The 14,546-nt window shown below is 40.3% G+C and carries 13 protein-coding genes and 1 riboswitch; of the genes, 7 read left to right on the top strand and 6 right to left on the bottom strand.

What is annotated here, in order from left to right:
- Window positions 1-19 precede the first annotated feature (19 nt).
- Both trpB and MMP72_RS08330 read right to left on the bottom strand, forming a co-directional pair.
- Complete coding sequence (gene trpB / locus MMP72_RS08335; RefSeq protein ID WP_241316287.1) at window positions 20-1,264, bottom strand: tryptophan synthase subunit beta; 1,245 nt, start codon at window positions 1,262-1,264, stop codon at window positions 20-22.
- Entirely contained in the window at window positions 1,245-1,904 is a 660-nt protein-coding gene (locus MMP72_RS08330; protein ID WP_241316284.1) for a phosphoribosylanthranilate isomerase, read from the bottom strand. The genes trpB and MMP72_RS08330 overlap by 20 nt, the downstream gene beginning before the upstream one ends.
- A 117-nt stretch (window positions 1,905-2,021) precedes the next feature.
- A riboswitch (cobalamin riboswitch) is annotated at window positions 2,022-2,234 on the top strand.
- Window positions 2,235-2,270: 36 nt separating this feature from the next.
- Here MMP72_RS08330 and MMP72_RS08325 point away from each other — a divergent pair.
- From MMP72_RS08325 to MMP72_RS08315, 3 genes are all read left to right on the top strand, one after another.
- Window positions 2,271-4,070, top strand: a complete 1,800-nt coding sequence (locus MMP72_RS08325; RefSeq protein WP_241316283.1) for a TonB-dependent receptor — start codon at window positions 2,271-2,273, stop codon at window positions 4,068-4,070.
- Window positions 4,071-4,161: 91 nt separating this feature from the next.
- Window positions 4,162-4,749 carry a cob(I)yrinic acid a,c-diamide adenosyltransferase gene (locus tag MMP72_RS08320; protein ID WP_241316281.1) on the top strand — a complete coding sequence of 196 codons (588 nt, stop codon included), beginning with the start codon at window positions 4,162-4,164 and terminating at the stop codon, window positions 4,747-4,749.
- Window positions 4,750-4,770: 21 nt separating this feature from the next.
- Window positions 4,771-5,490, top strand: coding sequence for a glycerophosphodiester phosphodiesterase (locus MMP72_RS08315; protein ID WP_241316278.1), 720 nt, complete (start codon window positions 4,771-4,773; stop codon window positions 5,488-5,490).
- Window positions 5,491-5,520: 30 nt separating this feature from the next.
- On the opposite strand, the gene MMP72_RS08310 is transcribed toward MMP72_RS08315, so the two are convergent.
- Window positions 5,521-6,048, bottom strand: a complete 528-nt coding sequence (locus MMP72_RS08310) for an META domain-containing protein (RefSeq protein ID WP_241316276.1) — start codon at window positions 6,046-6,048, stop codon at window positions 5,521-5,523.
- Between the two features lie 211 nt (window positions 6,049-6,259).
- Between MMP72_RS08310 and MMP72_RS08305 the strand changes: the two genes are divergently transcribed.
- The 4 genes from MMP72_RS08305 (at window position 6,260) to MMP72_RS08290 (ending at window position 10,659) form a co-directional block, all read left to right on the top strand.
- A complete protein-coding gene (locus MMP72_RS08305) occupies window positions 6,260-7,429 on the top strand; it encodes an acyl-CoA desaturase (RefSeq protein ID WP_241316274.1) in 1,170 nt (389 codons plus the stop codon).
- A gap of 169 nt (window positions 7,430-7,598) precedes the next feature.
- The gene (locus MMP72_RS08300) at window positions 7,599-9,041 is read left to right on the top strand and encodes a protein adenylyltransferase SelO family protein (protein WP_241316272.1); all 1,443 of its coding nucleotides are present in this window, start codon (window positions 7,599-7,601) and stop codon (window positions 9,039-9,041) included.
- Window positions 9,042-9,056: 15 nt separating this feature from the next.
- Window positions 9,057-9,650, top strand: a complete 594-nt coding sequence (locus MMP72_RS08295; protein WP_241316270.1) for a L,D-transpeptidase family protein — start codon at window positions 9,057-9,059, stop codon at window positions 9,648-9,650.
- Window positions 9,651-10,287: 637 nt separating this feature from the next.
- Window positions 10,288-10,659, top strand: a complete 372-nt coding sequence (locus MMP72_RS08290; protein ID WP_241316268.1) for a hypothetical protein — start codon at window positions 10,288-10,290, stop codon at window positions 10,657-10,659.
- Between the two features lie 168 nt (window positions 10,660-10,827).
- On the opposite strand, the gene MMP72_RS08285 is transcribed toward MMP72_RS08290, so the two are convergent.
- The 3 genes from MMP72_RS08285 to baeS all read right to left on the bottom strand — a co-directional run bounded on the left by MMP72_RS08285 (window position 10,828) and on the right by baeS (window position 14,504).
- Complete coding sequence (locus MMP72_RS08285; protein ID WP_241316266.1) at window positions 10,828-11,946, bottom strand: LuxR C-terminal-related transcriptional regulator; 1,119 nt, start codon at window positions 11,944-11,946, stop codon at window positions 10,828-10,830.
- Window positions 11,947-12,100: 154 nt separating this feature from the next.
- Window positions 12,101-12,787 (bottom strand): response regulator, encoded by a 687-nt coding sequence (locus tag MMP72_RS08280; RefSeq protein WP_241316264.1) that lies wholly within the window; start codon window positions 12,785-12,787, stop codon window positions 12,101-12,103.
- Between the two features lie 46 nt (window positions 12,788-12,833).
- The gene (gene baeS, locus MMP72_RS08275) at window positions 12,834-14,504 is read right to left on the bottom strand and encodes a sensor histidine kinase efflux regulator BaeS (protein ID WP_241316262.1); all 1,671 of its coding nucleotides are present in this window, start codon (window positions 14,502-14,504) and stop codon (window positions 12,834-12,836) included.
- Window positions 14,505-14,546 lie beyond the last annotated feature (42 nt).

The following is a 14,546-nucleotide window of genomic DNA, read 5'->3' as shown; positions in this document are numbered from 1 at the left end:
TGTAAAGAACTGAAGTGCTTTACATCTCAACCATTTCTACGCCATCAATACGTGCAACGGTCATTAAGTCTTTATCACCACGACCTGAAACAGTGGCAATAATAATTTGATCTTTAGACATGGTCGGCGCAAGTTTGGTGACATAGGCCATCGCATGAGAACTTTCCAATGCAGGAATAATCCCTTCGATCTTGGTTAAATCACGGAAACCTTGTAATGCTTCTTCATCATCGATCGGTACATATTCAACACGGTTCATATCTTTCAAGAAACTATGTTCTGGCCCTACCCCTGGATAATCGAGACCTGCTGAAATACTATGCGTCTCAATAATCTGACCTTGTTCATCCGACATCAAGTAGGTTCGATTGCCATGCAATACACCCACATGCCCTGCATTCAATGGTGCAGAATGCTTACCTGTTTCGATGCCATAACCTGCTGCTTCGACACCGTACATTTTCACATCTTGATCATTGAGGAATGGATAGAACAAGCCCATTGCATTTGAACCACCACCAACACAGGCAACCAATGCATCAGGTAAACGCCCTGCTTGCTCTTGGATTTGACGATGCGCTTCACGGCCAATAATCGACTGGAAATCACGTACTAACTGTGGATATGGATGCGGACCAGCAACGGTACCAATCACATAATAAGTACTATCGACATTGGTCACCCAATCACGCATCGCTTCGTTCATGGCATCTTTCAATGTTTTTGAACCACTTTGCACAGGTACAACCTTAGCACCCAGTAAACGCATACGGTACACATTCATGGCTTGGCGTTTAACATCTTCCGCACCCATGAACACCACACATTCCAGACCTAAACGTGCTGCAATCGTTGCCGTTGCAACTCCATGCTGTCCAGCACCTGTTTCCGCAATGATACGCTTTTTACCTGATAGCTTTGCCAATAACGCCTGACCAATGGTGTTATTGACCTTATGTGAACCTGTGTGATTTAAGTCTTCACGTTTCAAGTAAATCTGCGCACCGCCGAGGTGCTGCGACCATCGCTCAGCATGATACAGTGGACTAGGACGACCAACATAGAACGCAAGATCACGGTCAAACTCTGCCAAAAACTGTGCATCATTTTTCATACGACCGTAAAGATTTTCTAAATCTTCAAGTGCAGCCATCAGCGTCTCTGACACAAAACGTCCACCATGAATACCAAAATGCCCTTGAGCATCTGGAAACTGGGTATAGTCAATCGCCTGATTTTTTTGACTAAGATTTTGCTGATCCACGTTGGACTCCTTGCATAAATTTTTCAATGAGTTGTTGGTCTTTTATACCTTTTGCGGACTCTACGCCTCCGCTGACATCCACAGCAAAAGCGGCTGTGGTATCAATAGCTTCACTCACATTTTCAGGGGTTAGTCCGCCTGCCAAAATCAGTGGAATATCAAGTTGTGGAAATTGATTCCAATCAAAGCGATGCCCAGTTCCACCCTTCAATTCAGGATGCCATGCGTCCAATAATACGGCACTGGCTCCCGCAGCTTGATAGCGTTGAATTTCGGTCACAACATCTATGTCTGGTTTGACCTGAATCGCTTTATACCAACGGCGTTTACATTGCTTGGCAATCTGTTGGCATTGTTCAGGTGTTTCATCGCCATGTAGTTGTAATACATCCAAAGGAACTGAATCAAGCACCGTTTGTATTTCTTCTGCACTTGCATTGACAAATAAACCAACCAATTGCACATAAGGCGGCACGAGCTTTACCAGTGTTTGAGCCTGCTCAATACTGACATGACGCGGACTCGGTGGGAAAAACACAAAGCCAATCGCATCTGCACCCGCTTGCACAACCGCTTGAATATCTTGTGCTCGGGTAATTCCACAAATCTTGGCGCGAGTTCGCATTTGAATTTGGCGCATGAGGTGTCCAATTTTAAATGAATATTTGCAACCTTCGCATTGTAATGCAATTTGGCTAAGTTTGGGCAAAGTTCATTCTGAAATGCAATTGTTTAAAAAACGTTAACACTTTATACTTTGCTTAATCTCGCAACAAGTCTAAAGCAAATTCTTTTGCTTATAGGGAAGTTGGTGTAAATCCAACACTGCCCTCGCAACGGTAACATCGAATGACTAATCTTAGCTCAACGCCAAATCACTGCATTTTTTGATGTGGGAAGATGATTAGTACATCATCATTACGATGATTATAGTGAAGTCCGGAGACCTGCTTGTTGCTCATTTCCACATTATCATTCACGACGGGTGAATGTATGGAGCGACATCATGTCTATTACTTTTCAACCGACGCGTTTAGTTGGTGCTATCGCTATTGCGATGGGGTTTTCATCTCCTGTTTTTGCTCAAGATCAAACCACTACACTTGACCCTATTATCGTAACTGCCTCCAAAACTGCTAAAAAAGTCAGTGATGTACCAGCACGTATTACCGTGATTGATGAAAAAACCATTGACCAATCTCCTATTGCGGATTTACCAAGTCTATTGGCACGAGAAGCGGCAGCTAATGTAGTACAATTGGGTGGCTACGGACAACAAACTTCGATCTTTTTACGTGGTACAAACTCCAACCAAACCCTTGTGCTACGTGATGGTGTCCGTTTAAATACCGCTACGACAGGGGCAGCTTCACTACCATTTTTAGATACAAAAGACTTACAGCGTATTGAAATTTTAAAAGGTCCAGCATCGGTGTTATATGGCACAGATGCGATTGGTGGTGTGGTACAACTCATTTCTAAAACCCCTGAGAAAACCTCTGCATTTGTGACAGGTGAAATGGGTGAACACAATACTTATAAAGCAATTGTCGGTGCTGATCTTGCCGAAAATGGTTTTTATGCACAAATTCGTGGTCAACGTTTAGAAACTGATGGCAATATAATTAAAGACGTTGCCAATGCTGAACGTGCGCCTTATGATCAAAAAGGCTACAGTGCTAAAGTAGGCTATGATTCTAATCTTGTCGCTATCTCTGTTGATTTTAGTCAGAATGAAGGCAATAGTATCTATGATAATTTCGGTACAATGACCAGCCAAGATTTTAAAAATCAAAGTATTAACCTAAAAGGTCGTGTGTCGATCAATGAACAATTCGCTGTACATGCTCGTCTATCTCAATTTAAAGATGACCTTGATCAAGTGGATAGCCCAAGCTTTGTACATAGCACCACAGAAGAAGCTGAACTCTATACAGTCTATAATTTAGCAAAACATCAAGACATCCTTGTTGGAGCAACATTTCGTAATACTGATGCGAAAACAGACTCTATTAAAGAAGATGTAGATTCAACAGGCTATTACATCCAACATCAATACAATGCTCATGGATTTAATACGCAGGTTGGCGTTCGTGTTGAAGACAATGAAAAATTTGGAACACATACAGTCGCTCAAGGCGGTATTCGTTACCAACTTTTACCATTAACCAGCATCTATACCAATATTGGCAGTGCATTTAAAGCACCGACCTTTAACGATATGTATGGTTGGGGTGGCAACCCTGACCTTAAACCAGAAAAAAGTATTTCTTACGAAATCGGGGTAGATCAGAAATTCAACTATGGTGTGAGTGCAGGACTTTCTGCATTTGTGACCGAAGTGGATGATCTGATTAATTCAGATCCTGTCACCTATCAAATGGTGAATATTGATAAAGCTAAAATCGAAGGTGCTGAAAGTTATATCAAATGGCAAGGTGACAATCTTTACCTCGATTTAGGTTATCAATATGTTCGTGCGAAAGACAAAAAAAATAATGAAGATTTAAGCCGTCGCCCTCGTCAGTCGGCCTCTCTCACAGCAGGATGGGCAGATGCAACTTATGGCATTTCAACAACAGTGATTGCAAAAAGTGACAGTGACAACAGTGGCTATGATGCAGTACAAATCCCAGGCTTTACACGTATCGACTTTAATGCACATTACAATGTGAATCCATACATTAAACTCTTTACCAATATTCAAAATATAGGCGATAAACAATATCGTACTGCTTTTGGTAGTGGTAGTTACTATATTAATGATGGTCGTCAAGCTTCAGCGGGTGTAACATTCCGTTATTAATCTTGCGCTAAAATAATAAACATATTTTCTTAACCCCAGTTTAGAGGTAATGTCTTGACCGCATTGCCTCTTTTTTATTTTAGGAAATCCAATGGGACATCGTTTAAGTAAAATCTATACACGTACAGGTGATTCGGGCACAACCGGTCTAGGCGACGGTTCACGCGTTGCCAAAGATGACCTACGCATTACTGCATTAGGTGATGTCGATGAACTCAATGCAACGATTGGCGTACTACGTGCACAAATCAGCGCAAGCCAAGTTGAAAATAAAGCCCACTGGGACAAAAGTTTAAGCTTAATTCAACATTGGTTATTTGATTTAGGTGGTGAAGTCTGTATTCCCAACTACCACTTACTGCAACCCATTTGTATCGAATTTTTAGAAAAAGAAATTGATCACATGAATGAATCTCTACCGATGCTGAAAGAATTTATCTTACCATCAGGTAGCCTAGCATGTAGCTATGCACACCAAGCTCGTGCAGTGTGTCGTCGTGCAGAACGTGCTTTAATGTCCGTACATTCACGTGACCAGAATATCCAAGCAACTGCATTACAATTACTCAATCGTTTGTCAGACTGGTTATTCGTCGCTTCTCGTGCATTACAACGTGCGGAAGGCGGTAGCGAAGTATTGTGGCAGAAAAATATTAATGACAGTATTGATCCAGAATAACCATTTTAAGGCAGCCCATTAATGCGAATCATTGGTCATCGTGGTGCACGGGGTGAAGCACCTGAAAACACTTTAGGTGGTTTTCATTATCTACATCATCTCGGTGTACGTGCTGTCGAGTTTGATGTGCGACAGCTCAAAGATGACCAATTGGTGGTGATTCACGATGATAACTTTGTTCGTACCACAGGTCAGTTGCAGCATGTCGAAAGTTGTACCTTAGCGCAGGCTCAACAATTCGATCATCGTCATCATTGGCAAGCTTGGGCTGAACCTGAATACACACCAAGCTTAGAACAAGTCATGGCGTGTTTAACTGACTTTGAGCATATCGAAGTTGAAATTAAAGCTGTCGCTGATGAGGTTGCCGCAGAACGACTGATTGTCCAACTACACCAAGACCTTAAAGGCTTTGAGCAAACAGCAACCATCACCAGTTTTGATGTGAAAATTCTAGCTGCGTTACAACAGTATCAAAGTCATTTTAAACGAGGTTTATTGGTTGAAATTCCAATTGGTGAATATGCTATCGAGTTCGCGCATCAATATGGATGTAATCAAATTGGCTGGAAAGATCAGCTTGCAACAGATGAAATGATTCAACGCACGCAACAGGCTGATCTCGAAATTAGTGTCTGGACCGTGAATGAAATTGAACGTGCCAAACATTTACAGCAATTAGGGGTCCAAGGCTTAATTACGGATGTTCCAACAACCATGTTGCAACATTTATCCTTATAGAAATGGCGGAATAAACTCCGCCATTTCCCCTTATTTTTTCTTTTGCGCTTGAATTAAACGCTGCCCTTTTTCATCTAGCAAATACAAATTTGCTCCATCAAATTGGAAGCGTTGAATACGCTGAATAGCATCCAACAGATCCGCCTCTTGTGCCAACGCTTTATTACAACTCAAATGCCCAGCCCTTACATCGAAATCAAGTTTACGCTGAGCAAAATCAAAGATATAACTCCCGTATATATTGTTGCAGCCTGTATGCCCAGAAACACTTTTGGTCATTGAGTTCAGTGAAAAACTCGGGTACTGGTTAAAGAACAATGCTCGTTTGTTCTGGATCATGGTAATTTGCCAATCAACATCTTGAATCCCATCCAGACTCTTACGAACCTGTAAACTTGGAAGCTGATTGCCTTGTTTAGGTTGTAAGGTACTTTTTTGCACTTGAGTCGGTTGACTTTGGCAAGCGGCAACCATCAAAACAGCAGAAAGTATTAAAGTTTTGTGAACAAATGCCTTCAACACGTAAATAGGATTTTTCACGATAATTTGCTCAGACATTGATTTATTTCACCTTTTACTAGATAAGCCGATGTGGCAAACGAATTCTGTTACGGTTCTTTCGATACAACTGTAGAATAATACTAGTGCTTATTGATTTGAGCATGTTAATATCAGGACTAAAATAGCAATATATCGTCATGATTGGTCTTGCTATCTCGTTTAGTTTTATTATCTTGTGCGAACAAGGTTATTAGGAGCGCTGACGGATATGAATTCCGCCCCACTCAAAAAAGCACCCATTAACTGGACTGCTAGCATTACCTTAATTGGAACCCCAATTCTTGCTGCTATTTTAATCCCTTTATATGCTTATTATTATGATTTTAGTGTAAGTGCTTGGGTAAGTTTATTTTTCCTTTTAGCATTAAGCAGCTTAGGAATTACCGCAGGCTATCATCGTCTGTGGGCTCACCGTGCTTATGAAGCAGCATTACCACTCAAAATTTTATTGATGATTGGCGGGACATTTGCAGTCCAAAACAGTATCTTGTTTTGGGCTTCTGGTCACCGTACCCATCATCGCCATGTCGATGACATTGATCAAGATCCGTATTCAATCAAACGCGGGTTTTGGTATGCTCATTTAGGCTGGATGATTCGCGATCACTCACCTTCTGAACCTGACTATAAAAACGCACCTGATTTATTAAATGATAAACTGGTGATGTTCCAACATAAATACTATGTCCCTTTGGTGATTGCGGTTCATGTTGGTGTCCTAGGTGGTATTGGTTGGGCTGTCGGCGATATTTGGGGCGTGATTTTACTGGGTGGTTTACTCCGCCTCATCATTAGCCACCATGTTACGTTCTTCATTAACTCACTGTGTCATATGTGGGGCAAACGTCCTTATACCGATGAAAATACCGCACGTGACAACTTTGTCTTGGCTATTTTCACTTGGGGTGAGGGCTATCATAACTATCACCATATTTTCCAATACGATTATCGTAACGGTGTAAAATGGTGGCAATATGACCCAACAAAATGGTTAATTTGGACCAGTTCTAAACTGGGTTTAGCTAAAAATTTACGTCGTATTCCAAGCTTTAATATCAAAAAAGCCGAGCTTGCGATGCGCTTTAAATATGCTGAGCAGGATTTGGCGATTTATGGGCATGACGTGAATACTGACATCGTGCAAATGAAACAACGTATTGCTCAAGAATATGAAGCATTTACCCATACATTAAATGACTGGGCTAAGTTGAAAGAGCAAGAGCTTCAAGCGAAAAAAGCAGCGATGGCTGAAAGAATCCATCAAATCGATCACAAGCTTAAAGTCGATTTCCAATTGCTTGAACATCGTTTAAGCCACCATCGTGAATGTTTAGAAACATTAATGCGCAATATCAAAAAAGCGCCTGTTTCTGAATAAATCAATGATTTTTAAAATGGTCTCTCTATGAGGCCATTTTTTATGCCAGTTAAATTCTGCATAGCTTCGATTACCTTGCATCGCTACAATCGCCCTTGCGCTGCTACAATCGCAGCTCATATCAAAATTTGCTATAGTCTTTATTCACCTCCACCAAGATCTTAATCTAATGCATTTTAATCCACGCTACTCATCCCTCGATCCAAAGCTTTATCATCAGCAGCAACCGAGTCCTTTACGCGGTGCTAAAGCTGGACATTTCAATGAGGCATTAGCAAATGACCTACAGTGGAGTGAGGAAGATAAAGCCAACTGGGTAGAAATTTGTAGTGGACAAAAAACCTTTGCTGAATTTCCACCATTGGCAATGGTCTATGCAGGCCATCAGTTTGGGCAATGGGCAGGACAGCTTGGAGATGGTCGTGGTTTGTTGATTGGGCAAATTTTAAATCAGCAAGGACAAACCATCGACCTACATTTAAAAGGCGCTGGTTCAACACCCTACTCTCGTATGGGAGATGGTCGTGCCGTACTTCGTTCGGTGATTCGAGAATATTTAGCTGGTCATGCACTCAATGCCTTGGGTATCCCCTCAAGCCATGCTGTCGGTTTTACCACCTCGACGCAAGGCGTTCAACGTGAGACCTTAGAACTGGGGGCAATGTTATTACGTACTTCCGAATGTCACATCCGTTTCGGACATTTTGAATGGATCAATCAATACGCGCCTGAACTTTTACCCGAGTTCACTCAAAAGTGTATCGAATGGCATTATCCAGAATGTTTAGATGCTAAACATCCAGTTCTTGCTTTTGCTCAAGCAGTGATTGAGCGAACCGCAATGATGATCGCCAAATGGCAATTGGTGGGTTTTGCACACGGGGTTATGAATACTGATAATCTCAATATTACAGGCTCAACACTTGATTTTGGTCCTTATGGCTTTTTGGAACGCTTCCGACCAAACTGGATCAACAACCATTCAGATTATCAAGGTCGATACACCTATCAAAATCAGCCCAGTATTGGACATTGGAATCTTTGGACATGGTTGAATACACTCATTCCATTGGCGAAGCCTGAAGATAAAGAACAATTCAAACATGATTTGGCGCAATGCTTAGCACAATTTGAACCGACCTTTTTACAATATTATGGTCAAGGTTTATGTCAAAAAATGGGACTGCCCCATTTTCATAAAGACAGTTTAGATTGCAGTTTTGCTTTCCTCGGAATTTTGCAAACGGAGCAACTGGATTACACCCAAAGCTTTATTCGTTTGCAGCAACAAGACTACAAAGCCTTAAGAGATGATTGCATTCATGTGCAGCAATTTGATGATTTTCTAACACGCTATCAAAATATTCGCCAACATCAAGATACCGATGAATTGGACCAAGCAATGCAACAGGTCAATCCACATTATGTTTTGCGTAACCACATGGCACAGAAAGCCATTGAACAAGCTGAACGTGGCGATTTCAGCGAGGTTGAGCGTCTGTTTAAATTGCTCGATCGGCCTTATCAAAAACAAATTGATTTAGAAACCGAACAAGATATCGCACCATTGCCGAGCGATGTGCCTGAGGTTGTCGTGAGTTGTTCATCTTAAAAGAGGTTGGGATTTATGAAAGTTTGGCTGACGCTATGCGCTATTGTCCTTATCATCATAGGGGTGGCGATTTATCAGTATAGACAATATATCCCAAGTTCCATTTCACCGCAGCAAGTGCTTGTGCCTCCAGCACTATCGACTGAAGAAATACGACAACTTAAACAGACTAAGCCGATTACAGAGATAGAAGTCTTTAAAGAAAAACGTCGTCTTCAACTTAAACACCATGATGAGATCATACGTGATTATCCAATGCGTTTAGGTTTTGATCCTATTGGACATAAACAATTTGAAGGCGATGGAAAAACACCTGAAGGAGTGTATTCGATTGATTGGCGAAATCCACAAAGTGCTTTTTATAAATCACTGCATATTTCTTATCCCAATCAAACGGACCTTGCTTATGCGAAACAGCATAATCGATCAGCAGGCGGTGATGTCATGATTCACGGCACAGTTCCCAAAGAACGTACCTCCATTCCTTCTAGTGCAACCTATATGCCGCAAGGTGATTGGACTTTAGGCTGTATCGCTGTACGGAATATTGATATGGATGAAATCTGGCAACTTGTCGATAACAACACCAAGATCATCATTCATCCGTAGTTTCGTCAAAAACTATCCATATTTTCTGTGGATATGAGCCGCGGTTATAGCGGCGCAAGGGTTATTTACTGGATAACGTTCAATATCGAATAGATAGCAATCAAAGCACTTTGATATTTATAAATCACGACAAGATAAGCGAATGTTTTTGATTTTTCAGTCCTATTGCCAAACAGAACATAATTTCTTCAAAACCTATAGAAAACTATCCACATTTTCTGTAGATATGAGCCGCGATTGTAGCGGTGCAAGGGTTATCTACTGGATAACGTTCAATATCGAATAGATAGCAATCAAAGCACTTTGATATTTATAAATCACGACAAGATAAGCGAATGTTTTTGATTTTTCAATCCTATTGCCAGATAGAACATAATTTCTTCAAAACCGATAAGAAACTATCCACATTTTCTGTGGATAACATTGTGGTTATTCACAGGATAAAACAATCTCACTTATTCATCAGAACTCTAAACCCTCCCTTAATTTTTTCAAAATGTCCCCATTTGGGAATGTTTTTTGCTCCTCATTTATTTAATACTCATATAAGTAAATTGTTTTGGAACGATGTAATGGGAATTACTAAAAGAGTTCTAAAAAAATCGTATTTATCCTCCCCGTTAGCAAAGGAAAACTAATGAAAAAATTTCTTCTTCCACTCTGTTTTATATTTTTTAATCTACCTTCAGTGGCTTATGCTCAAGAATTTGAAGGAAAAATTATTGAAAAATACTTTAATGAAGTCATGTCAATCCCTAAAGGATGGGAGTTAACTTATGTCGGGAAAAAATCAAATATAGAAGTTTTCACCATGCATCGAGATTTTGATTCATACCCACAAACACAAATGCTCTCGGTAATAGATCAAATGAAAAGATTAATGTGTGGTGATGACTACCTTAAGAAAAAGATAGAATCAGGTGTTAAAGTTCGGGCAGATAGCATTGATAAACACAATGGTAAATATGAGAAGACTCAAGGTGTCGTTTTAGAAAAATGCGGTGTCTAACAGTGCTTTAATTCAGTTCATTTCTTGATAGAGAGGTGAACTGAATTACTTATTGCCTCATCACAACGCCCCTTCGTACTAAAAATCTTGCCGATCTGAGCTAGGTATGGCGTAAGCTAAATTGCTAAGGAATATGCTCAAAATCCAGAGTCAATCCCATCAAAAATCTTAAAAACTCTGTTTGCGATGAACAATGTGTTTTGGAAAAAATTTTTTTAAATATGTCCGTACTGTTTGCAGAGAGATTTCACAATACTCTGCTATTTGTTCCAAATTATATCCATTCAAAAATAATTCACATATTTGCAATTCACGTTTAGACAATCCATAGCAGTCATGCATAAACGGCTTCGCCAAAAGCTTTTGTTTGGACGTTTCTGTCAAAAAAACAGCAACACGCTGGTGTGAAATATCAGATATTGCAGCCAACTTCACGTTAGATAATGGCACAACAGTCAACATCAAAGGTGTATCTTGTGGCTGTTCATACAAACCAATCACACCACCATATTGAAAAGTATTGGCCGTAACTTGTGGATATAAAGCACTATCAATTGCTTCATTCAGTTGATTCTGAAAATGTAAAAGTGTTTTTAAGCGATTATATTGATCTGGAAATAATAATGATGAATGTTCTAAAATTTGTGTGGCCTTGGGGTTGCTATAACAAATCTGTTTATCTTCACCTAGAATAATCACACCTGTTTTTAGGCAATCTAAAATCTGATAAAGCTCTCGATTTTCCTGTTTTACTGAACTAAGTTGCCGATGAATCTGTAATGCTCGACGTAAATGCGTGGCCAAACGGGTCAAGGTTTCTAATTCATCATCGCGAAAGGCACGGCATTGTGGTGAACGATGAACAGCTAAAACTGACCATCGATGTTTACCCTCCTCTAATAAAACAGCACCGATATGGATAATATTGGTCGGTTTTAAACATTTTTCATAAAAAATATATTGATCTGAATATTGTGGCATCTGTGCATAGCTTGCAAGGTTTTGCTTTACAATTCCGCCCACACCTACCTGTTGCCACAGTTGCGTATGCAACTTCATATCAATCACTTTGATGTGTTCATCTTGATAAGCATTTAAACCTTCTATTGGAATTTGATGCGTGAATACAAAATCATAATCTGGATTAAGCTGATCTAATGCTGTAAAAATCGCTGTTTTACTTGCTGTCATCTCGACAATATTTTTTAGTACATCTGGCCATAATTGTGGATTTAATGCTGCATCATAAATTCTGCCAATAATATTGTTTTCATCTTCTGATAACATCCTATCCCTCTGTTTATCAAACACTTCTTCTAATTTTATTTTTAATACAAACAATTTTTAAAAGCTAATTAACATTCATATCAACTTGTAACACAATATATTCTTATAAATTGACCTATAGGGTGTTCATCACACCCTAACATTCCATATCCTGTTATTCATCAGGATATTCAAAACGATAGCCTACGCCATACACGGCTTGAATCCATTCATGACGATTCCCCGTTTCAGCAGCATCTGAAATCTTGCGACGCAGATTCTTAATATGACTATCAATCACACGATCTGCCACATCAAAACTATCAGGGTTGATGTGATCCAATAACTGGGCACGTGAATACACCTGACCCAAGTGTTCTAAAAACAGCTCCAATAAACGGAATTCTGTCGGGGTCAAGGTTAAGGCTTTTTGTTGATACCAAATCCGTTGCTGTGCTTTATCAATACGGAATAAATCATTTTGTTCAGGTTCAGCCTTGCGTTCTAAACGGCGTAAAACGGCTTGAACACGCGCAACCAATTCCTTAGGACTAAAAGGTTTACAGATATAGTCATCCGCACCCATATTTAAGCCCAAGACACGATCAATTTCTTCGGTACGCGCAGTCACCATAATAATCGGCAAGTCAGATTGCTCACGTACCTTACGGCAAATGGTCAAGCCATCCATACGTGGCACCATCAAATCCAGAATCATCAAACTTGGCTTGCGTTGCTGAAACTGGGTATAAGCATCTTGACCATCATGAAACATACTGACTTCAAAACCAGCCGCTTCTAAATAATCACGAACCAACTGTGCCAGTTCAACTTCATCTTCAACCAACATAATATGTTTCATGGTCTTCATCCTATTCATGATCCTCAACCAATAGAGGATCTTAATGTTATTTCATTTGTTTTGGAAAAGTCAGCACACAACGCAATCCGCCTAATGGTGAATGCTCAAAAGTCAGTGAACCACCCAATGCTTGTACCAACTTACATGAAAGTGCCAAGCCTAACCCCGTTCCACCTGTACTGCGGGTACGCGAGTCATCGACGCGATAGAAGCGTTCTCCTAAACGTGCCAACTGCTCATCATTGACACCGAATGGACTATCATCCACATACAGTATCCATTGTTGCTCATTTTGTTGAGTGTGAATCTGTATTTTTCCACCTTGTTCAGTGTAGCGAACACAATTTCCAAATAAGTTGACGATAATCTGTTTAAAACGATCACGATCCAAAGATAAAACAGCACCCTCACCAACAAATGAAACGTCAAGCTGATGCTGCTCAAAGGTTGATTTAAAATTATCGAGTTCTTGAAGCACGATCTCCCATGGGTTGACCTCAGCAAAATAACACTTCAATTGTTGTGCCTCTGCTTGTGCCAAATCGGCCAAATCTTGGGTCAACTTCTTTAAACTTTCCACTTGTCGCATCATCGCAGCCAAATGCTCAGGTGTGGCTTTACGGATGCCATCTTGCATTGCCTCAATTTGCGCTTGTAGCACGGCTAGAGGCGTTTTCAGTTCATGAGACGTATCTGCCACCCATTGACGACGAGACTGTTCATGCTGATGTAGAATATCTGCTAAATGATTCAGTTGATTGGACAAATCACCCAACTCATCATTTCTTTTAATCAACACCTGATGCTGATAATTCCCTCTAGTCAATTCTAAGGTTGCCTTGAGCAAGCGTTGAATTGGCTTTTTAAAATAGGTCGCCATCAACAACGCAGCAACCATACTCGATAAGACTGTTAAGACGTATACTAAAAACAAATAACGCTTTTGATTACTAAAGAAATTGATACTCGATGCATCATCTTGGTCGAGTACAGGCTTTAAGCCAAGATAACCAACCACCTTTTGTTCAACCATAATCGGACGATACGAAATTTGATCTGTGGTTGGTTCCCCCACAATAAATTGCTGTTTTTCATTATATAAAGACAATCGAGAACTCAGCCCCAAGCGATCAGGAATCGAAACAAAACGCTTTTTTCCCTGCTCATTCGAACTATTCGGTTTACGTTCCTGTGCATTGTTCGAAGCTTCTTTCTTTAAACGAAACTGACTCTGACTGAGCGGGAAACGCAAACCTTCAAATGGTTGATATTCTGAAGGTAGGTTTTGCTTTAAAACACTGAGTTCTTCTTCATTAAAAATCTGACGATTTCTTATTTCAGTATTATTTTGAGTCAATGTTGGGGCAAGGTTTAATAAAGTATGCTCATTAAAATAGCGCTGTTGTAGTGCAATGTCATATTGTCGGCGTAACCACCATTGCGATAGACGGTCATAGTCGTCAGGTGCCGCAGTTCCTTCAATCTGTAAAATTTGCGCCTGAATTGCATTGCCCCAATCATGATACATCGTGTATACATTGCCTAAATTGGCAATGAGTCGATCTAGCTTCTGCATTTCCACATCAGCAACATAACGTGCAAAGTTCTTTTGCATGGTCCAATGCAACACACCCAAGCTAATCGTCGCGATCAGCAAAGTGGTCAGCAGCACAGTCAGAAATAAACGTAAGGCAATCGGGACACGACGAACATTCAAAAGCTTAGTCTCAATAGTGTTCTATTTATGGATTGTAACCAA

Source organism: Acinetobacter sp. NIPH 2699 (genome assembly GCF_022549355.1).
Lineage (GTDB): Bacteria > Pseudomonadota > Gammaproteobacteria > Pseudomonadales > Moraxellaceae > Acinetobacter.
The sequence above is the reverse complement of the archived record's forward strand: the minus strand, read 5'-3'. Positions and strand labels throughout refer to the sequence as shown.